We start from the raw sequence: 23459 nt of genomic DNA, 5'->3' as shown, positions 1-23459 counted from the left end.
TCAACCTAGTAGTAATTTTTGTAAAAAAGTCTCTAAAAAGATTAATGCAAAAATTAAAATTAAAGGTGCTAAGTCTAGTCCCCCAAAAGTTGTTGGAATATATTGTCTAATTTTTGCATAAACAGGTTCTGTTAATCTATAAAGCATTTGAACTATTGGATTATAAGGGTCTGGTCTAACCCATGTTAAAAGTGCTGAAATAATTACAATCCACTTATATAAAAATATAATTGTAAAAAATATAGTTAAAAATGAGCCAATAATTGCATCTATCATTTTATAATCTCTCCTAAATAGTTTTTAATAAATGGGTAAATATCTGATAAATTTGGACCATTTTCAACACCTGTTAAGATATATCTTAATGGTTTAAATAGATTTTTACCCTTTAGTTCTGTTTTTTGAACAACATAATCTTTTAAATCATCATAATTCTCAAAATATGGTGCATCTTTTAATGCATCTTTGATTTTTTGACACTCACTTTCAAAACCTTCTAGTGAAGTTTTATGACTAAAAATATCGTCAAGTTTTGATTTTATCTCTTTTATTGTACTTGTCTCTTCTAAATATAGTTTTGCTAATTTTCCTATATCATTATCTGCAAATCCTAAAATTTTTGATAATCTCATCTCATCAAGCATCTCTAAATGTTTTCTATTTATAAATCTTAGTTTATCAATATCAAATTTAGCACTACTTTTTGAGATGTTTTCTATTTTAAACCAAGAAATAGCCTCTTCAAGAGTAAAAATCTCTGTTGGAGTTTTATTTCCTATAAGTACAAGATAGTTTGCAATAGCACTTGGTAAGAAACCTTGTTCAATTAGCCACTTTACACTACTTGCATCATCTCTTTTACTCATTTTTTTGCCTGTGCTTGCATTTAATATGATTGGCAAATGTACATAATCTATTTTTTTTGTATATCCCAAAGAGTCTCTTATGTGTATCTGTTTTGGAGTATTTGAAACATGGTCTTCTCCTCTTATTACAATACTTATATCCATTAACATATCATCAACACTACAAGCATAATTATAAGTTGGAGTTTTATCTTGTCTTAAAATAATAAAACTATCAACATCAAATGGTGCATAATCAAAATCACCTTTTAAAAGGTCAGTAAATTTAATATTATGATCTGGTTTTTTTAATCTTACTGTAAAAGGTGCATTAAAATTTAAAACAGTCTCATCGCTTAAATTCTCACAAAATCCATCATATCTAAAAGGAATACCTTTTTTAATACTCTCTTCTTTTAACTCTTCAAGCTTCTCATCACTACAAAAACAAGCAAAAGCTTTTTTTTGAGTCATAAGCTGCAAAGCCATCTTTTGATGATATTTAAGATTGTCACTTTGATAAAAAACAGATTTATACTCTATTGAAAAAAGATTTAGAATCTCTAAAATCTCTTTATCTTTTCCCTCAATATTTCTCTCTTTATCAGTATCTTCAATTCTAATTATTAAACCTTCATCTCTTTGTTTTGATACTATATAGTTAAATATTGCAACTCGCAAATTTCCTATATGCATATCTCCTGTTGGGCTTGGTGCAAATCTTAGCATAAAATTATTTCCTTACAATAAAAAATGTTAAATTATTTAATTCACTATGAGATTTTATATAATTATTTAAATCCTCTAGTTTTAGATTTTGTATCTTCTCTAGCTCTATTTTTGGATAATCAAGACTTAAACCTCTAAAATCAAGCATAAATGCTCTATTTAATCTTTGAGCTAAAGTTTCACTTCTAAGAGGTTCACTTCCACTTAAAAAGTTTTTAGCAGCTTGCAACTCATCTTGTGTAACACCATTTTTTACAAAATCTTTTACCAAAGATTTAACTATCTCAACTGCTTCATTTGAGCTTTCGTTTTTTGTTTGTAAATAACCATTAAAGCTTGAATACGCTCTATTTATTGAAATTGATGAGTAAGCACTATATGCTAAACCTCTTTTTACTCTTATCTCTTCCATAAGTCTGCTTCCAAAACCACTTCCACCCAATATAAATGAAGCTACTTTTGCTTTATAGTTATCTTCATCTTTAGAAGATGCATTAAAGTTTGAACCAAAGTAGATATAAGCTTGTTCTGTCTCTTTTATAATCTCTTCTTTTTGATTTTTTGAAACAAAATCAATTTTTAAACTAGGCTCTCTTTTTCCAACTTTTAAATCTTTTAATATAGGAGTTAATTTTTTTTCTAACTCTTCAAAGCTAATATCTCCACCTGCAACTATAGTTAAGTTGTTTAAAGTTAAGCTATTTTCTAAAAAAATCTCTACATCTTTTAAATCTATTTTTGAGATTGACTCAGGCGTTCCACTAGCTGGATTTGCAAGTGCTGTTCCTTTGTAAAGTAGGGCATTTAAGCCTTTACTTGCCATATCATCAAAATCATTCTCTTTTCTTTTTAAACTTCCAATAGCTAAAGTTTTAACTTTTTCTAAAGCTTCAGCTGTTAAATTTGGAGCTTTTAAAAGTTTACTTAATAAGTTTATTGCTAAATCGTTTTTCTCTTTTAAACTAGATAGTTCTAAAACTAAAGTTTCAAATCCAATTGAGCTGTGAAGAGTAATTGCATTTTCATCTAATACTTCTGCAAATTTTGTTGATTTTAAATCCATACTTCCTTCGTTTAAAACTCTTGAAGATAAATATGCAACTCCAATATTTGAATTATCTTTTGAAAAACCACTATTTTTAAAAATTAGTTGTAGATTTAAAATAGGAAGAGATTTTTGCTCTTCAAAAATAACTGGTATAGTTACACCATTTATATTTATATCTTTTTTTATCACTGCCATTAATGTTCCTTGAAAAATTAAAAATATTATAAAAAATCTTAAAAATAATTTTCGCATTGTACTAAAATCTCTCTAAAATATTGTATGCCGTGTCTCTTTTTGCTGGTATTTCTTTAATATCTTTGATTAGTCTAATCATCTCATCTTGATTCATTCTATTAACTGCACCTGCTGCTTTTACAACATTCTCTTCCATCATAGTGCTTCCTAAATCATTTGCACCAAACTTTAGTGCCATTTGACCAATATATGAGCCTTGTGTAACCCAAGAGCTTTGAAGATTTTTAAAGTTATCCAAATATAATCTAGCAACTGCTAGAAGTCTTAAGTATCTATTTGGAGATTGAGGTTTTATATCTGGATACTCTTCTAAAAGTTTTGTATTTTCTCCTTGAAAACTCCACATAATAAATGCTCTAAATCCACCTGTTTTATCTTGAAGTTTTCTAATATGTTCAAAATGTTCAACTATCTCTTCATCTGTTTCAACTGTTCCAAACATCATAGTTGCAGTTGTTTTCATTCCAATAGAGTGCGCATCTTCATGAACTTTTAGCCATTCAGCAGTATCAAGTTTCTTAGGTGCAATAATATCTCTTACTCTATCGCTTAAAATCTCAGCTCCAGCTCCTGGAACAGAGCTTAAGCCTTTTGCTTGAAGTCTTTTTAAGACCTCAAGTTTTGATATTTTTGAAACTCTTGCTATAAAATCAATCTCAATAGATGAAAAGCCATGAATTGTAATTTGAGGATATTTTTTACTAATATGTTCAACTAAATCTTCATAATAATCAATTTTTAAATTTGGATGAACTCCACCTTGAAATAGTATTTGAGTTCCACCAATCTCTAATAGTTCATCAATTTTTTTATCAATCTCATCAAATTTTAAAACATAGCTATCATCATCTTTTTTGTGTCTATAAAATGCACAAAATTTGCAATCAACCCAACAAACATTTGTATAATTTATATTTCTATCAACTATAAAAGTAGTTAATTTTTCAGGATGAAGTTCAAGTTTTTTTGCACTTGCTAGCTTTGCTAATTCTAAAAGAGGAGCATTTTTAATTAAATAAAGTGCCTCTTGGTTTGTTAATCTTTTACTAAAATCTATTTTCATATTAAAAAGTCGCTCCAAAAGAGAATTCAAAAGATGATGTATCATCACCTTCTTCTTTCATAAGTGGTTTAGAGAATATTAACTGTAATGGTCCCATAGGAGAGATCCACTCAAGTAAAATTCCAGTTCCAGCTCTTTTTATTTCACTAAAACTATCTTTCCCAATCATTCCATAATCATAAAATGCTCCCCATCTCATTTTTGCACTCTTTATTAAAGGAAAACTAATTTCAGCACTATTTGCCCACATTTTTGTATATGGATCTTCTCTATATCCATCATTATTTTTAGGAAATGCATAAGATTTATATCCTCTTAAAGTTCTAGGACCTCCAAGATATAAAGAGTCTCCTTGATTTATTTGACCGTTATCTATTAAAACTCTAGCTTGAGTTTTTAATCTTATTACCCAATCAAATTCAGTTAAATCTTCCAAAGAGTAGTAGTATCTTATAATTGTACTTGGTTTTACATATTTTGAATCTCCACCAATTCCAGCATACTCAACAGAAGCATTGGCTCTAAATCCTTGTGTTGGAAAGTAGTAGTCGTTTGTATTATCAAAGTTTATATAAGGAGTAATTGAACTATTTATATAATCAGCATCTTGAAATCTTCTATCTTTTGGAACGCTACTATCATAATTTGTATAGCTCTCTTTTATAAAATCTAAACTATAAGTAGCTCCCACATAAGTATTTCTAACAACCTCTTTACCAAGACCCAAAGACAAACCAGTTGATTTTAAATCTTCATCATATCTTGATTTTCTAATCTCATAATCTTTTCTATAAATAGAGATTTGTCCATTGTAGTCACTATCATTAATAGATGGATTACTTAAACTTAAATCATAAACACTAGATCTACTTGATAAATCAGCACTTAAAGCAAGTCTTAATCCACTTCCAAATATATTTGAATCACTAATTGAACCATTTATCATAAATTTATCATAAGAGCCATATCCACCACCAAGCATTAAGCTTCCCGTTGGTGCTTCTACAACTTTTACAATTAAGTCCATTTTATCTTCACTAACTCTTTTCTCTTCTAAAATTACATCTTCAAAAAAGCCTGTTCTTCTTAATCTATTTTTAGAGTCATTTATATCTGTTAAACTATATAATTCAGTGGGTGCTAATAGTACATTTCTTCTAATAACTCTATCAAGAGTTCTTGTGTTTCCTGAAATTTTAACATCATTTATATAAACTTTTTTACCTGGAATTACATTAAAAATTACATCAACTCTATGAGTAATTTCATCTTTTTTTAGATCAAATAAAACTTCAGCATAGGCATAACCCTTATCTGCAACTTTGGTTCTAATATACTCTTGATCTCTTCTTAGTTGAGCGATATTAAATATCTTCTCTTTTTTTAATCTTAAATTTTTATATAAATCTTCTGGATCAACAATAGTTGAGTCTATAAATATTTTAATATCACTTGTAGTATATGGCTCACCTTCAGTTATAAAAAAGTTCATATTTGCTTGATTTGATGCAAAATCTATACTCATATATGGCTCTTGAACTATTGCATCTAAAAAACCTCTTTCAAAATATAAATCATTCATTCTTCTTGAGTCATACTTTAGTTGATCAATTTTAAGTTCACCACTACTTCTTCCAAACCACCAAGAAGCCCACTGTTTCTCTTTATTTGCAGTTACAGTGTTAAACTCCTCTTGAGTTAGTTGTTTTGCACCATAGTAGTTTGCATCTTTAATAATTATCTCATCACCTTTATTTACATTGATTATAATGCTTAGTGACTCTTCATTTAATTTCTCTATATCAACTTCAACAACAGAGTTTATAAAACCTTCAGATTCAAGAATAGATAAAAGTGTTTTTTTTGCCTCGTCTATCTTTTTTTCGCTATACATTGAACCTTTGTTTAGTTTAATTAATTTAATTATTGCATCTTTCTCTTCACTTCTTGTTTTATAACCTTTTATATCAACTTTAGCAATAGATGGTTTCTCTTTGAAAACAAATTTAATATCACCATCTTTATCCTCTATATAAATATCATCAAAATAGTCAAAACTAAAAAGTTTTTTTAAAGCAATATTTAACTTTTTTTCGTCAAGCTTATCACCAGCTTTAATATCAACTGTTTCATTTAAACTTTGTTGTGATAATCTGCTAACACCTTCATACTCAATAGATTTTACTACTTCAGCTTCAATAAACCCAAGACTTAATCCAAATAAAAATAGATATCTTTTCAAAAAAATCCTTTAAAAAATAAAGCAATAATATATCCAAATATTGTTTACATAAATCTAAAGTAGGGTATAATTTGCTCTATTTAAAGAAATATAAGGATATAGATTTTGAAGATTGGAATTATTGGATTAGGACTTATGGGTGGATCTTTTGCAAAAGCTGTAAAAAGATATGGTATTGCATCAAAAGTATATGGTTTTACAAATAGCCAAAAAAACAGAAAAGAGATAGAAGAGCTAGGGCTTGTTGATGAATTGGTTGATTTAAATACTTTAAAAGATATTTGTGATGTAATAATTTTATCAATTCCAGTAGATGCAATTATATCTATGTTTCCAAGCTTTATTGATATAAAAAAAGATACAACAATTATTGATATGGGTTCAACAAAAGAGTATATTATAAAAAATATACCACCACAAATAAGAGAGAATTTTATAGCAGCACATCCAATGACTGGAACTGAAAAATCTGGACCAAAAGCTGCAATTGATAACCTATATGAAGGAAAAACTGTAGTTTTTTGTGATTTAGAGGCAAATGCAAATAAACATGTAAATAGAGCATTTAAGATTTTTCAAGAAATTGGTATGAGAATTGTGGTTATGGATAGCCATGAACACGATATAAATGCTTGTTACATATCACATCTACCTCATATTATCTCTTTTTCTCTTGCAAATACAGTAATGAGTCATCAAAATCCAAAAGAGATAATTGCTCTTGCAGCTGGTGGATTTAAAGATATGAGTAGAATTGCAAAATCAAGTCCAATAATGTGGAAGGATATATTTAAACAAAATAGACAAAACCTTCTTGAATCTATAAAATCTTTTGAAAATCAACTATCTTGTGCTAAAAAAATGATTGAAAATGAAGATTATGAAGAGCTTGAAGAGTGGATGAAAAAAGCAAACACTTTACATGAGATACTATAAATATGCAAACATTTGAAAAAACTACTTTAATAGATTGTAGTGCAAAAGAGCTATTTGATTTTCATCTTGATACAAATAATATTAAACTAATAACTCCAAAACATACAAAAGTGGAGCTATTGGATTAAGATATGAGATTTATTTTGGGACTTTTTTTGTTTATAACAACTTTATTAGGAGATGAAAATATGAGTATATATGATATTGAAGTAAAAGATATAGATGGTAAAGTTTTTACTATGAAAAAGTATGAAAATAGAGTAATGTTAATTGTAAATGTTGCTAGTAAATGTGGTTTTACAAACCAATATGAGGGTTTAGAGGAGTTACATAAAAAATATTTTGATAGAGGATTATCAGTTTTAGGTTTTCCTTGTAATCAGTTTTTATCACAAGAACCAGGAACAGAAGAGCAGATTAAAGAGTTTTGCTCATTAACTTATGGTGTAGAGTTTGAAATGTTTAGTAAAATTGATGTAAATGGAGAGAATACTCATGATTTATATAAATTTTTAAAAGAGAGTTCAAAAGGAGTTTTAGGAACAGAGGCTATAAAATGGAATTTTACAAAATTTTTAGTTGATAAAAATGGTAAAGTGGTAAAAAGATATGCTCCTAGTACAAAAACAAGTGATATTGAAAAAGATATTAAAAAAATGGTTTTAAAGTAGTTGCAAGCTCAAGAGATATTGAAAATTCAAAAGATTTTTTGAACTTAAAAAGTGAAAACAAAACAGATTTGAAGCTTTTAACAATACAAAACCAGAGTTTATTCCTCAAGAGTATTTTAATGGAAAATTAAGAGCTTATGGAATCGTAAAAGATAGAAGTGGAAAGATTATTAGAAGTTTCAAAGGAGAGATGATTGGTTCTTGGGATAAAAATGGTATTGGAACTTTAGATGAATTCTTTGTTTATGATGATGGTGAAGAGATGAAAAGAGTTTGGACTCTAAAACCAATTGAAAATAAAAAATTTATAGCAACTGCTAATGATATAGTAGGAGAAAGCTCTATGATTGCAAATGGAAATACAGTTATGATTGATTATGTTATGAGAACTCCATATAAAAGCTCAACTATTGATTTAAGTGTTCAAGATTGGCTTCATCTACAAGATGATGGTGTAATTATTAATCACTCAAAAATGAAAAAATTTGGATTTGTGGTTGGAGAGTTGGTAATTACAATAATTAAAGAGTAAAAACTAGAAGCGATATAGAATTTAATTAATATTCTGTATTGCTTCAAAAACTTTAATTGCTTGAAAATGCTCTTTAACATCGTGACATCTAATAATAGATGCACCATTTCTAAGAGATTCTAAATGAATTGATAAAGTTCCTGGGAGTCTGTCTGAAACTTCTGTTGGAGTTATCATATTTATCATAGATTTTCTACTAGCTCCAATTAAAAGTTCATATCCAAAATGTTTAAAATGTTCTAAATTTTTTAGTAAAAGTAGGTTGTGCTTTAAAGTTTTTCCAAAACCAATTCCAACATCTAAAACTATATCCTCAACTCCAAAACTTTTTGCTTTTTCAACTCTTTGTTTAAAAAAGTCATCAATTTCAACTATTACATCTTCATAAAAAGGATCTTCTTGCATATTTGTTTGATTATTTTGCATATGCATAATAACTGCTTGTGCACTGTATTTTGCAGTAAGTTTACAAACTTCATCATTTTCTAAACCTGTAATATCATTTACTATTTTAAATCCATGATCTAAAACATACTCTATTACTTTTGGTTCATAAGAGTCAATAGAGAAATCAACTTTTTCAAAATATCTATTTTTATATATTGTTTGAACAATATCTTTGATTCTATTTAACTCTTCGTCAGAACTTACAGGTAAACTTCCAGGACGGCTTGAAACTGCCCCAATATCAATTATATTTGCACCATCTTCAATCATTTTTTCAATTTTAAAAGATGCTTGAGAGTTATCAAATCTACTATTTTTAAAAAATGAGTCTTCATTTGCATTTAAAACACCCATGATTTTTGTAGAGTATTTTTGCTCTTTTACAAAATCTTTTAAAACTTTTGCTAACTCTTTCAATCCAAAAGGTTGTGCTAACTCTTTTCTTGCAAGTGTTTCAAAATGTTTTGTAGTTCCTATTAAAAGAGCATCAACATATTTTTCTTTTGCAATTACAACTCCTCTTGGAACTGCTAAATCAGCACCAATAGATAAGGCATCTTGTTTTAAAATATTTGCAGCTCCAACATGTAAATTTTTTATAAATAGTGTGTGCACTTTAGCTTTTTTTGACATAATCTTAATGCCACCACTATCACATTGTAGATTTTCTAAAAATTTATTAATATCATTTAAAGATAGTTTATAAGCTTTCATTGTCTCTCTTTTTCTAAAATTGTAAGTAGTAGATATGCTAAAATTGGAGCTGGTCTTGAGTTTAAATTTAAAAGAGTTATTGCTTTTGAAAAACTCTCTAGCTCATCTTCGTTTAAACTAATTTTATCTTTGTTTATTTTCAACACTAGCTTTCCAACAAGTTTTATAGCTTCATCTTTTGAAATTCTTTGATTCTCTTTAACAAAATTATAAAGAGTTTTTAAATCCAAATATTTTAAATCTAAATCTATATCCTCTTCCAAAACAGATTGTTTTAGATTTTTATATAAAAGTCTTGAGTGAATTGTAGGTAATATTGAACTTTTTGATTCTACAAGAATAATAAAAACAATATTTAAAGGTGGTTCTTCTAAAACTTTCAATAAAGCATTTTGAGCTTCACTTCTAAATGTTGCTCCACATAAAAATATATATTTTGTCTCATTTGTAGCAATATATGCCTCTTTTATTGCATTTTGAGCATCAACTATTTGAAACTCATTTTTTTCACTATTTTTTATAACTCTTGTAAAGTGGCTTGGATAAAAAGCCAATATCTCCTCAAGAGATGTATCTATACTATTTACAACTAAAATAGAGGATCTTTGTAGCGGATGCAAAATTTAATTCTCTACATTTATTTGTGCAAAAAGTGCTGCACTAATTGTTTTATTATATAATCTAAACATCTGAAGAAGTTTTATATCAAGCTCCTCATCATTTGATTTTAGATTTATTGCACCTTGTCTCTCTTCATCAAATATCCACAAAAAAGAACTCTTTGTAACTTTTGCTAAAGTTGCCCTTGGATCTTGACTTTTGCCAATATACCAAAAACAGTAGCCATTTGGAAAAGATATTTTTAACATATCTTTTATATTTGAAATATCCTCTTCTGAACGAATACTATTTATATTTTTAAAAAATGCTCTAAAATCATAGTATGGCAAAAAAGGTCTATTATATTTTGTTAGATTTATATTTGATAAAATGTAGTTTAAAAACCACTCTCTATCGCTATCTGTGATAATTAATACAGAGAAGTTTTTATCCAGTACGTTTATAATATTTTTTGACACCAAAGGAGTCCATTCAAATTTTTTCTCCTCTAGCCAAGGCGAGATTATTTTATCTTGCCTTATTGTATCAACTGTCCAGTTTAAAAACTCTTGCACTTTTATTTATCCAGCTCATATGCATCATGAAGTGCACGAACAGCAAGTTCTGCATATTTTTCATCAATAATCATAGATATTTTAATCTCACTTGTAGAGATAATTCTAATATTTATATTTTCATTTGCCATAGCTGTAAATGCTTTTGAAGCAACTCCTGTATGAGATTTCATACCAACTCCAACTATTGAAACTTTACAAATAGCCTCATTATAATCAATATTTTTAGCTTGAGGTTTAAACTGTTCCATAACTTTTTTACAAAGTTCTAAATCTGTTGTTGGAACTGTAAAGTCTAAATCTGTTGTTCCATCAAGACCTCTTGTTTGAACTATCATATCAACATTTATATTTGCATCTGCAAGAGCTGTAAAAATTGCGCTAGCAACACCTGGTTTGTCAACAACACCATACATTCCAACTCTAACTTGATTTTTATCTAAAGCTATTCCGCTTACTATTGGTTTTTCCATAATTTCCTCTTCATTTGTTATTAATGTTCCTTCAACTTCAGGAGTGAAGCTACTTCTTGATACTAAATTTACATTTAACTTTTTTGCCATCTCAACAGATCTATTTTGTAGAACTTTTGCACCTAAACTTGCAAGTTCTAGCATCTCATCATAAGATATTTTTTTTAATTTTTTAGCCTTTGGTTCAATTCGTGGATCTGTTGTATAAATACCATCAACATCTGTATAAATCTCACAAACATCAGCATTAATAGCACCTGCAATTGCAACAGCAGATAAGTCACTTCCACCTCGACCAAGTGTTGTTACTCTTGAACCATCAAGTGTAACTCCTTGAAATCCAGCAACTATGATTGTATTTCCATCTCTTAAAGCTTGTTTCATCTTTGTTGTATCAATTTTTTCAATTTTTGCTTTTGTGTGAGTTGCTGTTGTCATAATACCAGCTTCTCTTCCTGTCATTGAAACAGCTTTATATCCAATACTATTTAATGCAATTGAAAGTAGGGCTGAAGTAACTCTTTCACCTGAACTTAAAAGCATATCAAGCTCTCTTGAATCTGGAGTTTTGCTATAGTATTCAGCATACTCTATTAGCTTATTTGTCTCTCCACTCATTGCTGAAACAATTGCAATAACATCATGACCTTCATCTTTTATCTTTTTGATAATCTGTGCAACATTAGCAATTCTTTCAAGCGTACCAACACTTGTACCACCAAATTTTAAAACTTTTAACATCTATTTTCATCCTTCATTTAAATATATCCCTCTTGCTTAAAATATTTCAAAACCTGTTTATATACAGTTCTTTTGAAAAAAGTTATATGATTATAAATATCTTCTGTAGATACAAATTTATACTCACTAAACTCAGGAGTGTGAGTATTTATATCTATTTTAGCTCCTTTTTTTAATTTAACCAAATAGTATTTTTGCTTTTGCCCATCAAAAGGATACATTTTTTGGGCTATTACAGGTGGAAAAAGATATGATACCCAATCTGGATATTCAGCAATTATTTCAACCTCTTTTGTTCCAATTTCCTCTTCAAGTTCACGAAATAGAGCATCTTTTGAACTCTCACCCTCGTCAATTCCTCCTTGAGGAAATTGCCAAGCATTATTTATATCAACTCTTGAAGCGATAAAAATTTCACACTTTTGTGGATATTTAGAAGATAGTATAATTGCTGCTACATTTGGTCTTAAATTTTTTTTCTCTTTTTCATTCTCTTTTTTATTAGCCATAAATCTATTTTTCCTTATAATAAGAGCGATATTTTATAGAATATAGGATTAAAAATTGCTTTTATATATACATATACCTTTTTGTGATAGCAAATGTTTTTACTGTGCATTTAACTCATATACTTCAAAGTCAAATCTGAAAGAAAACTATATGAAAGCTCTAAAAATTCAGCTTGAAAATAATATTAACAGACATTTAAGAGATAAAAATAGAAAACTAAAAACGGTTTTTATTGGTGGAGGAACTCCATCAACTATAAAACCATCTTTATTTAAAGATATTTTTGATTTATTAAAACCATACATAGAAGATAGTTGTGAAATTACAAGCGAAGCTAATCCAAACTCTGCAACACAAGATTGGCTTCAAGGAATGTATGATTTAGGTGTAAATAGAATTAGTTTTGGAGTTCAAAGTTTTGATGATAAAAAGTTAAAAACATTAGGAAGAAATCACAATAGAGATAATGCTATTAAAGCTATACAAAATGCAAAATGTATAGGTTTTAATAGTATTAATTGCGATATAATTTATGGTGTTCAAAATGATAGTTTCGAAAGTTTAAAAAAGGATTTTGATACAATTTTAGAGTTAGAAGTTGAGCATATAAGTGCATACTCTTTGATAATTGAAAAAGATACAAAATTCTTTTTAGAGGAAAAAGAGCTTCAAGAAAGAAGCAGAAGCTTAAAGATTGATGATGAAGATTTATCTTATGAGATTTTTGAATATCTAAAAAATATAGGATTTAATCAATATGAGATTGCAAATTTTGCAAAAGAGAGCAAATATGAATCAAAGCATAACTACGGATACTGGAGTCACAATGAGTATTTAGGAGTTGGTGCTGGAGCTGTTGCTTTTATTGATAAACAAAGAGAGTATTCACAAAAAAGTATAGAGGACTATATTGCAAATCCTTTATTAGTTGATATTGAAAAATTAACAAATGAAGATATAAAAAGCGAAAAGGTTTTGTTAGGTTTTAGATGTAAGTTTGGTGTAGATTTAGAAATATTTACAAATAGTGAACTTAGAAAAATAGAAGATTTATTAGAGATAAATAGAGTTTGTATATCTGAAAATAGGGTTTACAATAATAATTTTCTATTAGCAGATGAGTTAGCTTTATATATTTTAGATTAAAAGGTTAATAAAAATGACAATAAAAGAGTGCGTAAAAAAATACGCAATATATTTAAAAGATATTACACATATTCCAGCAAAAGAGGTTGAGATATTAATAATGCATTTGTTGGAAAAAAATGTAATTTGGTTACATCTTAACTATGATAATAGTTTTACAAAACTAGAAGAGTTAGAGAAATTAGTAAAAAAAAGAGCTACAAATTTTCCTTTGGAGTATATTACAAATAGAGCATCTTTTTATGGAGAGAGTTTTATTGTGCAAGAGGGTGTTTTAATACCAAGACCAGAGACAGAACTTTTAGTTGATAATGCAAAAGATATCATAGAGTTTGAATTAAAAAATGTAGAAAAATACAAAGATAAACCCATAAAAGTTTTAGAAATAGGTACAGGAAGCGGGATAATATCTGTAATACTAGCAATACTGATTGATAATATTGAGATAACAGCTGTTGATATAAATGAAAAGGCTCTATCTTTAGCTAGTAGAAATGCTAAGAAATTCAATGTTGAAGATAAAATTAATTTTATACATAGTAATTTATTTGAAAATGTTAAAGAAAATGATATTTTTATGGTTATTTCAAATCCACCATATATAAAAAATAGTTATGTTTTACCAAAAAATGTTTCATTTGAGCCAAAAAATGCTCTTTTTGGTGGTGAAATTGGAGATGAGCTATTAAAAGATATTATAAAAAACACATTTATAAGAAAAATTCCATATTTACTTTGTGAGATGGGTTATGATCAAAAGAGTCCTTTAGAGGAGTATTTTAAAGAGTTTAGTGTAGAATTCTATGAATTTTACAAAGATTATGAAAAATTTGATAGAGGTTTTACTCTAAAATTTAAATATTAAAAAGGATAAAAATGTTTCAAGAATTTAAATTAGAAAACTTTGAGAACTCTAGCAAAGAGTTAGAAAAGTTATTGGATATTAGCAGAAATAAAATAGAAGAGCTTTTAAAAATAGAGAATAAAACATACAAAAACTTTGTTACTTTATTTCAAGAAATAGGGGAGAATATTAACGAATTTATAACTCCTATATTTCATATCGATTCTGTAAAGAATTCAAAAATAACTTCAAAAGTGCATGAAGAGTGCCTTCCTATTATCTCTAAATATGAAAGTGAGATAAGTCAAAATGAAAATATTTATAGTGCTTTAAAAGATATACAGTTTAAAGAAAAAAGTACTTTAAATGATATACAAAATAAAGTGCTTGAAAATGAGATTAGAGAGTTTGAATTATCAGGTTGTCAATTAGAAAATAATAAAAAGAAAAGACTTGAAGAGATAAATTTAACGCTTAGTGAGCTGTCACATAAATTTTCACAAAATCTTTTAAATGCTACAAATAGTTATGAACTTATAATTGAAAATTTTGAGGATGTAAAAGAGTTGCCAGAATCTGATTTAGAATTGGCAAAATTTGATGATAATGGAACTACTAAATATAAGTTTACTTTACATATGCCATCTTACATTGCATATATGACATATGGAACATCAAGAGATAAAAGAGAACAACTTTACAAAGCATATACAACAAGAGCTAGTGAAAATGGTAAATTAATAGAAGAGATATTAGCTTTAAGATATGAAGAGGCACAAATATTAGGTTTTAAAAATTATGCTTCTTTGTCTTTAGCTACAAAAATGGCTAAAAACGAAGATGAAGTTATATCTTTTTTAGAAAATTTAGGTAAAAAAGCAAAAGAGAAAGCAAAAAAAGAGTTAGAAGAGGTTAAATCTTTAGCTTTAAAAGATGGTATAAAAGATTTTAGACCAAGTGATTTAGCTTATTACTCTGAGAAGCTAAAAAAAGCTCAATATGATATTGACGAAGAGTACTATAGACCTTATTTTGAGCAAAACTCAGTTTTAAAAGGTTTTTTTGACTTTTTAGAGCAGATGTTTGAAGTTAAATTCACAAAAACAGATGCTTTAACTTGGGATGAGAAAGTTCAAGTTTACAATTTAAATGAAAATGGAAAAATTATTGGAAGAATTTATATAGATTTAGAGTCAAGAAAAGATAAAAGAGGTGGTGCTTGGATGAATAATTGGCACTCTTATTATATAGATTCAAATGGTGATACAAAGCTTCCAACAGCTTATATAGTTGGAAATTTTCCACAATCTACAAAAGATATTCCATCTTTATTAAGACATAGCGATGTTGTAACTTTGTTTCATGAGATGGGACATGCTTTGCACCATCTATTAAGTAAAGTAGCAGAGGTAAATGTAAGTGGAATTGCTGGAGTTACTTGGGATACAGTAGAGTTTCCATCACAATTTTTAGAGTACTTCTCTTATGATAGAGATGTTTTAAAATTATTCGCAAAACATTACAAATCTGGTGAAACTTTGGATGATGAAGCTATAAATAGATTAATAAAAGCTAGAAATTTTCAATCATCTATGGCAACAGTAAGACAAATTGAGTTTGCATTGTTTGATTTTAAACTACATCAAAAGCTATACAAAACAGAAAAAGAGGTTCAAGATTTATTAAATCAAATTAGAGAAGAGTTTGCAGTAGTTATTCCACCATCTTATAATAAGTTTCAAAATGGATTCTCTCATATATTTTCAGGTGGATATAGTGCAGGGTATTACTCATACAAATGGGCAGAAGTACTTAGTGCAGATGCTTTTTATATGTTTATAGAGTCTGGAAATATATTTAATAAAGAGTTAGGTTTAAAATATAAAAATACAATTTTAAGCAAAGGAGGATCTTATAATATGGATAAACTTTTTTATGATTTTGCACAAAGAGAACCAAAAGTTGATTCTCTACTAAAAATTGATGGAATTATTAGCTAAGTTTTGTAATAATATGCTTTTAGAATTTTTATATAAGTAATAAAGGATTTAAAGCTATGACAAATACAGAAACAATTTCAAAATTAAATAGTGCATTAAATAGATTAATGGATGCTTACCAAGAGCTTCAAAAAGAGAATGAGGAGCTAAAAGTTAATCTTGAAGCAGCAAATAGTGAATTAGTATCTGTAAAAGATGAAAATAGCTCTTTACTATTAAAAGTTAATGAGTTAAAAAGTAATACAGAAGATGATAAAGAGACAATCTCTACAATGCTAGGACAAATTGAAAATATTTTAAGTAGAGGTAGTAAAACATCTTCTGATACAAAAATAGATAATAAAGATACTATTGAGGATGATAAAGAGATAGTCTCGCAAGTTGAAGAGTTTTTGGAAGATAAATTAGATGAGAGTAATCATAATTCTAACTCATCTGAGAATAATAATCTATTAAGTTTTACTCCTGAGCAAAAAGAGGAACCAAAAAAAGATAGCAATAAGTTGGATTTAAATGATGAGAGACTATCTTCACTTCTTGGAATTATGCAATAATGATAAAACAAATAGAGAAGAATGATCTATTTTCTATATTTAATATAGAAAATTTTCTCCATTTAGAAACCATAATAGATAATTTCTCTCCATCTTTAGCTGAATATCATCTTGAAACTTTTTTTTCAAATAGTGAGATTGAGAGCTTTTTAAATAAAAGAAATATACAAAATAGCTTAAATATAGGCTCTTTTAGCCTATATTTAGATTATGATGAAAATATATATTTAGAATCATTTGAAAATAACTTAAGTGATGAAGCTACACTTTTTTAAAATATATCTGTAGTTTTTCTAAGTCTCTCTTTGTCAAAATGTGTATAAATACGGCTTGTATTTATATCTGAGTGACCTAGAGCTTCTTGAACTAATATTAAATCATGATGCTTTTGGTACAAAAGTGTTGCAAAACTATGTCTTAACATATGTGCTCCATTTTTTTCTTTTCTAATCCCAGCACTTATTAAAATATTTTCTACAATTCTACTAACATATGCTTGAGTTAATCTATCTCCTTTTTGATTACAAACCAAAAGATCAGTATCGCTTATTCTTGTATCTAACCAGTTTTTTAAATCATACTCAATAATATGCTTTTTTATCATTACAACTCTTGGTTTGTTACCTTTACCTCTAATTTGTAACATATAAACATCATTTTCATTAAAAATATCCTTTATTTTTAAATTTAAAACTTCACTAACCCTAACACCTGTGTATATAATAATTTTTATAATAAGGCGATTTCTATATCCAGTATTTTCTGAAAACTCAAATTTTTCAATAGCATCTAAAAATCTATCAATCTCATCTTTATTCATAAAAGAGGGCAGTTTTGTACCACTTTTACCACTTAATCCACCCCAATTTTTAAGCTCTATTTTAAACAGATATGAACTTCCATCTTCATTTTCATTCTGTTTATCAATGTAGGAGAAAAAAGATAGTAGGGCAATTCTATGATTTTTTTTAGTAGCATCCGACAAAGAGCTTGTTTCTGTAGCTAAAAAATCACTTAATAACTCTTCATCAATCTCTTTCATTGATGCTAAAGCTAAATTTGTTGTATATTTGTATAGCTTTAAAAGAGGGTTAAAATATGTATTTATTCCACTTAAGCCTATATTTCTAGCATCTTTTACCAATAACTCTAATTCATCTATAGATTTTATCCCTTTGGCTAAAGTCTGCAATATTGTTGCTAATCTATCTTTTTGTATAACTTGTCTATTTGAGAGATTTGTTAATTTATTTCTTATAAATCTCTCCATCCAAAAAAGTAGAGTATCTTGAAAACTATTTTTGAAATCTAAATCATATCTCATAATTTACCTTTATATTTAAATGCTAATGAATTTTATAAAAGAGTATATCAAAATAGATATTAGTTTTAGTTTGAAAATTATAGTTTTCAATACTAAAACTAAAACATATAGTCAAATTAAATAGATTTCTATATGTTTTATAAGTTCACTATTTACGCTTTCCTCTTGAAAACTCAATTATATATTGTGCAATATCATCTAGATGTATTATATCTTTAACAGCACCTGCTTGTATAGCTTTCATAGGCATTCCAAAAACAACACAACTAGCCTCATTTTGAGCTACTGTATAAGCACCATTATCAAATAACTCTTTCATAGCAATAGTTCCATCATCTCCCATTCCAGTCATCATAACAGCCATAGCAGATCCACCTACACTATTATTTACAGACCTAAAAAGTACATCAACACTAGGTTTATGTTGACTTACCTTTTTTGTATCAAGAAGTTTTGTTCTTAACTCATTTCCATACTTTTCAATTGTTAGATGCATATTTCCAGGAGCCAAATAAGCATGCCCTCTTTTTAATATCATTCCATCTTTTGCTTCACATACATCAACATCTGAATGATCATTTAATCTTTGTGCAAAAGAGCTGGAAAATCCATATGGTATATGTTGAGTTATTAAAATTGGTGGTAAATCATTTGGTAATTTACTAAATACTCTTAATAGCGACTCAACTCCACCTGTTGATGAACCAATTGCTATTAATTTTTGCCCACCAAAAGGAGCTACTCTTAAAGGAATAACTTCATCTGGGTGTACCTTATAATCTACATTTTTAGTTTGAGTATAGTTTTTCTTTTTAGTTTGAGGTTTTTTAAGTGTATATCTTTTTAGTAAGAATGTAAGACTTAGTAAAGTATCTTTTATTCTTAATTCAAATGATTTCATACTTTCACCAGTTGATGGTTTTGGAATAAATCCAACAGCTCCATCATCAAAAATATCACTTCCTCTAACACCCTCTCCTGATATTACAACAGCTGGCATAGGGTGAAGTCTCATTAGATTTCTTAAAAAAGTTACGCCATCCATCTTTGGCATATTTATATCTATAGTTACCAAATCAGGCTCATACTCTTTTATTTTTTCTCTAGCTTCATAAGCATCATTTGCTACATCAACTACTTCAAACTCATCTATTGAATTTATCATATCTTTTAAAATTCTTCTCATTGAAGCTGAATCATCTATTATTAATACTGTATACATATATTATAATCCTAAATATTTTAAAAAAGCTCAATTTCCATTTTTGGTTCAAGCTTTTTATTATTTTTGTTAAAAAGTTCAATCGCACTTGGGTACTCTTTAATAACAGGTGCTTTAGTAATTTCAACTTGTAATGATTTTTCACTAGAAGCAATTTTACTATCTGTTTCAGTTTTTTGAGTAACTTTAATAAATGTTTCAAAATTATTTGCAAGAAGTATCAATCTTCCATGAGTTCCTCTTGTATGCTCAGAGATAATTCTAAAGCCCTCTTTTTGGCAAAACTCTTGAGCAAACTCAACATTTCTAGATCCTATTGAGTTTTTTAAATTCAAATTCATAATATCAGCTCCACCTGATATTTTTGCTACAATATCTGATTTTAAGCACCCTAGTTTATACATCTCATTTAGCATTGCTTCAACAGAGTAAAGTCCATATTTCATATCATAAATTTTGTCACTAGTGTTAGGAAGTAAAAAGTGATTCATACTCTTTATCTTTTTTTTTCTATCGTAAAACATTAAAGCAACACAAGAGCCTAAAAGGGTCTTTAATGCTATGTTTTTATCATCTGCTACTACTGCAAACTCTCCACCTAAAACAGTATAAGTATCATAACCTTTTATTTTTTGTGATATGGATGAAGATGGAACTTTTTCTATAGAACCATCTTTTTTACCCACAATAATCATATTATCTCTTTCTCTTTAATAAAAATATTTTGACCTACTCTTTTTACATAATTTATTAAATCCTGTGGATTCTCAGAATGACCAAGATATAATGTTCCGCCAATTTTTAAATATTTAAATATTTTTTTTAGAATAATATTTTGATCTTCTGCTGAAAAATATATAAGTACATTTCTACAAAAGATAACATCGAACTGATTTTTAGAAAATGGGTAGTTTGTATCATTTAGATTTAACATTCCAAAACTAATTAATCTTTTTAATTCATCATTCACTTTTATCAAGATCTCTTCACTTGTAAGTGTTTTTTGAACTCTTCTTTTAAAATATTTTTGAGGTTTTATCCAGTCTGGAAACTCTTTTTCGGCTTTACTATATCTGTATATTCCATCGGCTGCATATTGAAGAACATTTGTATCAATATCGGTTGCTATGATATTTGCTTTTATATTTGAATTTAAAATACTATTTGCTTCAAATATAGTCATTGCAATTGAATAAGGCTCTTCACCAGTTGATGCTGCTGAAGACCAAATTGATATTTGATTATTTGAGTTTACAAAATTAGGCAGAACTCTATCTCTTAAATCTTCAAAATGAAAATCTTCACGAAAAAAGTGTGTCTTATTTGTAGTAAATGTATTAATAAACTCAGTTACATTTTGCCCATTTTCAACAGAGTTTAAAAGCTCCATAATATCACCATAATTATTACAATTTCTTTTTAATTTATCAATTCTATTAGAAATCATAATATCTTTATTATCTGTAAGTGTAATACCAGTTAGAGAATAAAGAATCTTTTTTATTCTATTGTGAACATCTTGTGTTGTGTATCGCATATCAATTTATGATGCCTTTTTTGATGAATTCATTTTTCTTTCAATTTTAATTTGTGCATCAATTATTCCTAGAACATCTAAAATTAATCCGATACTTCCATCTCCCCTAACTGTTGCTGCTCCAATTCCTTGAACACTTCTAAAGTTTTTATCTAAAGGTTTAACAACAACCTGATGTTGATTTAAGAACTCATCAATAGATAAAGCAACTTTAGTACTTCCAGATCTTACAACGATTAGCATACCATCTTCTAAATTTTCAAAACTTTTTTTAAGTCCAAATAGCTTATGAAGTTTAACAACAGGAATAAACTCTTCTCTTAACATCAAAAGATCTTGAGTTCCATCTCCAATTTTTTTAATCATATCTGCTGTTGGCTGTAAAGATTCAACAATTGAGCTAAGAGGTAGAATATATTTTTGATCACCTACTCTAATATCAAGCCCATCAAGAATTGCAAGAGTAAGAGGAAGCATAATTGTAATTGTAGTTCCTCTTCCAATCTCAGTATCAAGTTTTATAACCCCACCAAGCTTATGAATATTTGTTTTTACAACATCCATTCCCACGCCTCGACCTGAAATATCTGTAATTTGATCAGCTGTTGAAAGACCCGCTCCAAAAATTAAAAGAGCTTTTTCATTATTTGACATTGAACTATATTGATGCTCATCTATTTGTCCTTTTTCAAGAGCTTTTTGAGCAATTCTTTCACTATCAACACCTTTACCATCATCTTCAATTGTAATAATCATTTGACCATTTGCTTGCTCAGCAGATATAGATATTGTTCCTGTATCACTCTTACCAGCTTTTACTCTATCTTCAGGCATTTCAATACCATGATCTAAAGAGTTTCTAATAATATGCATTAATGGATCTGTTAATCCCTCAATCATAGCTTTATCTATTTCAACATTATCTCCATAATGTTTAAACTCAACTTTTTTACCAAGTTTTTTAGATATATCTCTTACTACTTTTGGGAATTTAGAATAAATAGAGTCCATAGGAACCATTCTAATACTCATTATACTATCTTGCATATCTCTAATATGTCTTTCAAGAAGTTCTAATCTTTCTAATACAGAACCTCTTATTTTCGACTCTTCAATTGTTGAAGAAAATTGAGTAAGCATAGCATTTGTTATAACCAAATCTCCAACATTGTTCATTAGAAGATCAATTTTATCTAAGTTTACTCTAATACTATTATTATTGTTTGATATAGATTTTTTAGACTCTTCTTTACCTACTTTATTTTTATCTCTTGATCTTTTATTTTCAGATGAAACTTCTTGATTTGAGTTATCATCTTTAACTTTATTATTCTCATTTGATTCATTTTCATCTATGCTATTATTTTCACCAATTTCCATTACTGAATCTGGAGTTATTTTAGGCATATCATCAAAAAATCCAGAACCATTAGAAGAGCTATTATAACTATCATCAAAGAAACCAAAACTCTCTGAATTTTCCTCTTCATCTGCAAAAATACCAAAAGCTCTATTTCTAAAATCTTTTTTAGAATTATTACTATTTTCTTGAGGTTTTACACTTTCTACTTTTTGAGATGCTTCAGGAGGATTAGGGTTCTCTTTTGTAGTTGATTTAGAAGAGCTATCGCTATTTGAATAAGCTCTAATCTCTTCTAAAAGTTCTTTAGTCATCTCTTCAAATTTTTCTCTAGTCATTTGATTTGCAACTTCTAATTCTAAAATCTCTTTCATAACATCTAAACCATCAATTAAAGTTTCAGCCATTTCTGGTTTATACTCTATTTTATGGCTTCTTAATTTATCCATAAGATTTTCAACATCATGAGTGAATTCTGCAAAATAAGCCAACTCTACAGAAGCACCACTACCTTTTAGTGTATGAACATCTCGGAATAGCTGTCCCATTTCATCGTCTGTTAAACTACCATTATTTTCAGCTTCTAGTAAAACATTATCTGCTGACTCAAAAAGCTCAACAGCCTCTTCTAAAAACATCTCTCTATATTTTGAAATATCAAACGACATACTATCCCCCTTCTTTATTTGCTTAGTACAATATTTACAGCTTTTAATAGCTGATCAGGTACAAAAGGTTTAACAATCCATCCTGTAGCACCAGCTACTTTACCTTTTGCCTTCATCTCATCACTTCTTTCAGTAGTTAAAACTAAGATAGGAGTTTTTGAGTATTGAGGAATTTTTCTTAATTCACTAACTAAATCAATTCCATCCATATTTGGCATATTTATATCTGTTATAATCAAATCGAAAGTAGCACTTTTTGCTTTTGCTAAACCATCTACACCATCAATAGCTTCAACAACATCAGTATATCCACCCTCATTTAAAGCATAGTTTAACATATCTCTTAACATTGTAGAGTCATCTACTATTAAAAGCTTGGCCATATAAACCCCTTAATTATCTTCATTTAAAATTTTACTATCG

24 protein-coding genes and 1 pseudogene are annotated in these 23459 nt (G+C 28.1%); 9 read left to right on the top strand and 16 right to left on the bottom strand.

Annotated elements, in window-relative coordinates:
* The 5 genes from WC168_RS00670 to bamA form a co-directional block, all read right to left on the bottom strand.
* Window positions 1–276, bottom strand: coding sequence for a YggT family protein (locus WC168_RS00670; RefSeq protein WP_372616970.1), 276 nt, complete (start codon window positions 274–276; stop codon window positions 1–3).
* Entirely contained in the window at window positions 273–1574 is a 1302-nt protein-coding gene (gene gltX / locus WC168_RS00665) for a glutamate--tRNA ligase (RefSeq protein ID WP_115588356.1), read from the bottom strand. Before gltX ends, WC168_RS00670 begins: the two co-directional genes overlap by 4 nt.
* A gap of 4 nt (window positions 1575–1578) precedes the next feature.
* The gene (locus tag WC168_RS00660; protein ID WP_372616968.1) at window positions 1579–2817 is read right to left on the bottom strand and encodes a M16 family metallopeptidase; all 1239 of its coding nucleotides are present in this window, start codon (window positions 2815–2817) and stop codon (window positions 1579–1581) included.
* Window positions 2818–2878: 61 nt separating this feature from the next.
* Entirely contained in the window at window positions 2879–3940 is a 1062-nt protein-coding gene (locus tag WC168_RS00655) for a dehypoxanthine futalosine cyclase (RefSeq protein ID WP_066351297.1), read from the bottom strand.
* A gap of 1 nt (window position 3941) precedes the next feature.
* Window positions 3942–6182, bottom strand: a complete 2241-nt coding sequence (gene bamA, locus WC168_RS00650; RefSeq protein ID WP_372616966.1) for an outer membrane protein assembly factor BamA — start codon at window positions 6180–6182, stop codon at window positions 3942–3944.
* A gap of 105 nt (window positions 6183–6287) precedes the next feature.
* Between bamA and WC168_RS00645 the strand changes: the two genes are divergently transcribed.
* The 4 genes and pseudogenes from WC168_RS00645 to WC168_RS00630 all read left to right on the top strand — a co-directional run.
* Window positions 6288–7118 (top strand): prephenate dehydrogenase, encoded by an 831-nt coding sequence (locus tag WC168_RS00645; RefSeq protein ID WP_066351293.1) that lies wholly within the window; start codon window positions 6288–6290, stop codon window positions 7116–7118.
* A gap of 2 nt (window positions 7119–7120) precedes the next feature.
* A complete protein-coding gene (locus WC168_RS00640) occupies window positions 7121–7246 on the top strand; it encodes a hypothetical protein (protein ID WP_257122393.1) in 126 nt (41 codons plus the stop codon).
* A 60-nt stretch (window positions 7247–7306) separates the two neighbouring features.
* Window positions 7307–7789: a glutathione peroxidase gene (locus tag WC168_RS00635; protein WP_279134899.1), complete on the top strand. Its 483-nt coding sequence runs from the start codon at window positions 7307–7309 to the stop codon at window positions 7787–7789.
* 73 nt (window positions 7790–7862) lie between these two features.
* A pseudogene (locus tag WC168_RS00630) lies at window positions 7863–8321 on the top strand (DUF3833 domain-containing protein); the annotation flags it as partial.
* A 21-nt stretch (window positions 8322–8342) separates the two neighbouring features.
* On the opposite strand, the gene folP reads toward WC168_RS00630, so the two are convergent.
* The 5 genes from folP to WC168_RS00605 are packed head-to-tail and all read right to left on the bottom strand — an operon-like array spanning window position 8343 to window position 12380.
* Window positions 8343–9482, bottom strand: a complete 1140-nt coding sequence (folP, locus tag WC168_RS00625) for a dihydropteroate synthase (protein ID WP_279134857.1) — start codon at window positions 9480–9482, stop codon at window positions 8343–8345.
* A complete protein-coding gene (locus WC168_RS00620) occupies window positions 9479–10102 on the bottom strand; it encodes a DNA polymerase III subunit delta' (protein ID WP_228137898.1) in 624 nt (207 codons plus the stop codon). The genes folP and WC168_RS00620 overlap by 4 nt, the downstream gene beginning before the upstream one ends.
* A 3-nt stretch (window positions 10103–10105) precedes the next feature.
* The gene (locus tag WC168_RS00615) at window positions 10106–10657 is read right to left on the bottom strand and encodes a HobA family DNA replication regulator (RefSeq protein ID WP_066351279.1); all 552 of its coding nucleotides are present in this window, start codon (window positions 10655–10657) and stop codon (window positions 10106–10108) included.
* A 2-nt stretch (window positions 10658–10659) separates the two neighbouring features.
* Window positions 10660–11871: an aspartate kinase gene (locus tag WC168_RS00610; RefSeq protein WP_279134862.1), complete on the bottom strand. Its 1212-nt coding sequence runs from the start codon at window positions 11869–11871 to the stop codon at window positions 10660–10662.
* A 17-nt stretch (window positions 11872–11888) separates the two neighbouring features.
* Entirely contained in the window at window positions 11889–12380 is a 492-nt protein-coding gene (locus WC168_RS00605; RefSeq protein WP_066161273.1) for an RNA pyrophosphohydrolase, read from the bottom strand.
* A 55-nt stretch (window positions 12381–12435) separates the two neighbouring features.
* Here WC168_RS00605 and hemW point away from each other — a divergent pair, with 55 nt between their 5' ends.
* From hemW to WC168_RS00580, 5 genes are read left to right on the top strand one after another with little or no spacing between them, the layout of a single operon-like run.
* Entirely contained in the window at window positions 12436–13527 is a 1092-nt protein-coding gene (hemW, locus tag WC168_RS00600) for a radical SAM family heme chaperone HemW (RefSeq protein ID WP_279134865.1), read from the top strand.
* 13 nt (window positions 13528–13540) lie between these two features.
* The gene (gene prmC, locus WC168_RS00595; RefSeq protein WP_279134867.1) at window positions 13541–14392 is read left to right on the top strand and encodes a peptide chain release factor N(5)-glutamine methyltransferase; all 852 of its coding nucleotides are present in this window, start codon (window positions 13541–13543) and stop codon (window positions 14390–14392) included.
* Window positions 14393–14403: 11 nt separating this feature from the next.
* Window positions 14404–16371 (top strand): M3 family metallopeptidase, encoded by a 1968-nt coding sequence (locus WC168_RS00590; RefSeq protein ID WP_279134869.1) that lies wholly within the window; start codon window positions 14404–14406, stop codon window positions 16369–16371.
* A 56-nt stretch (window positions 16372–16427) separates the two neighbouring features.
* Window positions 16428–16925, top strand: a complete 498-nt coding sequence (locus WC168_RS00585; protein WP_066161269.1) for a hypothetical protein — start codon at window positions 16428–16430, stop codon at window positions 16923–16925.
* Window positions 16925–17200 (top strand): hypothetical protein, encoded by a 276-nt coding sequence (locus WC168_RS00580; protein ID WP_066161268.1) that lies wholly within the window; start codon window positions 16925–16927, stop codon window positions 17198–17200. Before WC168_RS00585 ends, WC168_RS00580 begins: the two co-directional genes overlap by 1 nt.
* Here the strand turns inward: WC168_RS00580 and WC168_RS00575 are convergent.
* The 6 genes from WC168_RS00575 to WC168_RS00550 all read right to left on the bottom strand — a co-directional run bounded on the left by WC168_RS00575 (window position 17197) and on the right by WC168_RS00550 (window position 23419).
* Window positions 17197–18249, bottom strand: a complete 1053-nt coding sequence (locus tag WC168_RS00575; protein ID WP_279134871.1) for a tyrosine-type recombinase/integrase — start codon at window positions 18247–18249, stop codon at window positions 17197–17199. The two genes, WC168_RS00580 and WC168_RS00575, sit on opposite strands and share 4 nt — an antisense overlap.
* A 148-nt stretch (window positions 18250–18397) precedes the next feature.
* Window positions 18398–19471, bottom strand: a complete 1074-nt coding sequence (locus WC168_RS00570) for a chemotaxis response regulator protein-glutamate methylesterase (protein ID WP_372616960.1) — start codon at window positions 19469–19471, stop codon at window positions 18398–18400.
* A gap of 20 nt (window positions 19472–19491) precedes the next feature.
* Window positions 19492–20166, bottom strand: a complete 675-nt coding sequence (locus WC168_RS00565; RefSeq protein WP_066351266.1) for a chemotaxis protein CheD — start codon at window positions 20164–20166, stop codon at window positions 19492–19494.
* On the bottom strand, window positions 20163–21008 hold the full coding sequence (locus WC168_RS00560; protein WP_066161264.1) for a protein-glutamate O-methyltransferase CheR: 846 nt from the start codon (window positions 21006–21008) through the stop codon (window positions 20163–20165). The genes WC168_RS00565 and WC168_RS00560 overlap by 4 nt, the downstream gene beginning before the upstream one ends.
* 6 nt (window positions 21009–21014) lie before the next feature.
* Window positions 21015–23036 carry a chemotaxis protein CheA gene (locus WC168_RS00555; RefSeq protein WP_372616957.1) on the bottom strand — a complete coding sequence of 674 codons (2022 nt, stop codon included), beginning with the start codon at window positions 23034–23036 and terminating at the stop codon, window positions 21015–21017.
* A gap of 14 nt (window positions 23037–23050) precedes the next feature.
* Window positions 23051–23419: a response regulator gene (locus WC168_RS00550; protein ID WP_066161262.1), complete on the bottom strand. Its 369-nt coding sequence runs from the start codon at window positions 23417–23419 to the stop codon at window positions 23051–23053.
* Window positions 23420–23459 lie beyond the last annotated feature (40 nt).

The organism is Aliarcobacter sp. (assembly GCF_041672065.1).
GTDB lineage: Bacteria > Campylobacterota > Campylobacteria > Campylobacterales > Arcobacteraceae > Aliarcobacter > Aliarcobacter skirrowii.
This window is presented reverse-complemented; position numbering and strand designations above follow the sequence as displayed.

Coding starts and splice junctions, on each gene's coding strand:
- WC168_RS00590 (WP_279134869.1), top strand. CDS start 14,404: ATGTTTCAAGAATTTAAATTAGAAAACTTTGAGAACTCTAGCAAAGAG.
- WC168_RS00660 (WP_372616968.1), bottom strand. CDS start 2,817: ATGGCAGTGATAAAAAAAGATATAAATATAAATGGTGTAACTATACCA.
- WC168_RS00610 (WP_279134862.1), bottom strand. CDS start 11,871: ATGTTAAAAGTTTTAAAATTTGGTGGTACAAGTGTTGGTACGCTTGAA.
- WC168_RS00670 (WP_372616970.1), bottom strand. CDS start 276: ATGATAGATGCAATTATTGGCTCATTTTTAACTATATTTTTTACAATT.
- WC168_RS00585 (WP_066161269.1), top strand. CDS start 16,428: ATGACAAATACAGAAACAATTTCAAAATTAAATAGTGCATTAAATAGA.
- WC168_RS00550 (WP_066161262.1), bottom strand. CDS start 23,419: ATGGCCAAGCTTTTAATAGTAGATGACTCTACAATGTTAAGAGATATG.
- WC168_RS00565 (WP_066351266.1), bottom strand. CDS start 20,166: ATGATTATTGTGGGTAAAAAAGATGGTTCTATAGAAAAAGTTCCATCT.
- WC168_RS00570 (WP_372616960.1), bottom strand. CDS start 19,471: ATGTATACAGTATTAATAATAGATGATTCAGCTTCAATGAGAAGAATT.
- WC168_RS00635 (WP_279134899.1), top strand. CDS start 7,307: ATGAGTATATATGATATTGAAGTAAAAGATATAGATGGTAAAGTTTTT.
- prmC (WP_279134867.1), top strand. CDS start 13,541: ATGACAATAAAAGAGTGCGTAAAAAAATACGCAATATATTTAAAAGAT.
- WC168_RS00560 (WP_066161264.1), bottom strand. CDS start 21,008: ATGCGATACACAACACAAGATGTTCACAATAGAATAAAAAAGATTCTT.
- WC168_RS00580 (WP_066161268.1), top strand. CDS start 16,925: ATGATAAAACAAATAGAGAAGAATGATCTATTTTCTATATTTAATATA.
- folP (WP_279134857.1), bottom strand. CDS start 9,482: ATGAAAGCTTATAAACTATCTTTAAATGATATTAATAAATTTTTAGAA.
- WC168_RS00655 (WP_066351297.1), bottom strand. CDS start 3,940: ATGAAAATAGATTTTAGTAAAAGATTAACAAACCAAGAGGCACTTTAT.
- gltX (WP_115588356.1), bottom strand. CDS start 1,574: ATGCTAAGATTTGCACCAAGCCCAACAGGAGATATGCATATAGGAAAT.
- WC168_RS00575 (WP_279134871.1), bottom strand. CDS start 18,249: ATGAGATATGATTTAGATTTCAAAAATAGTTTTCAAGATACTCTACTT.
- WC168_RS00605 (WP_066161273.1), bottom strand. CDS start 12,380: ATGGCTAATAAAAAAGAGAATGAAAAAGAGAAAAAAAATTTAAGACCA.
- WC168_RS00640 (WP_257122393.1), top strand. CDS start 7,121: ATGCAAACATTTGAAAAAACTACTTTAATAGATTGTAGTGCAAAAGAG.
- WC168_RS00555 (WP_372616957.1), bottom strand. CDS start 23,036: ATGTCGTTTGATATTTCAAAATATAGAGAGATGTTTTTAGAAGAGGCT.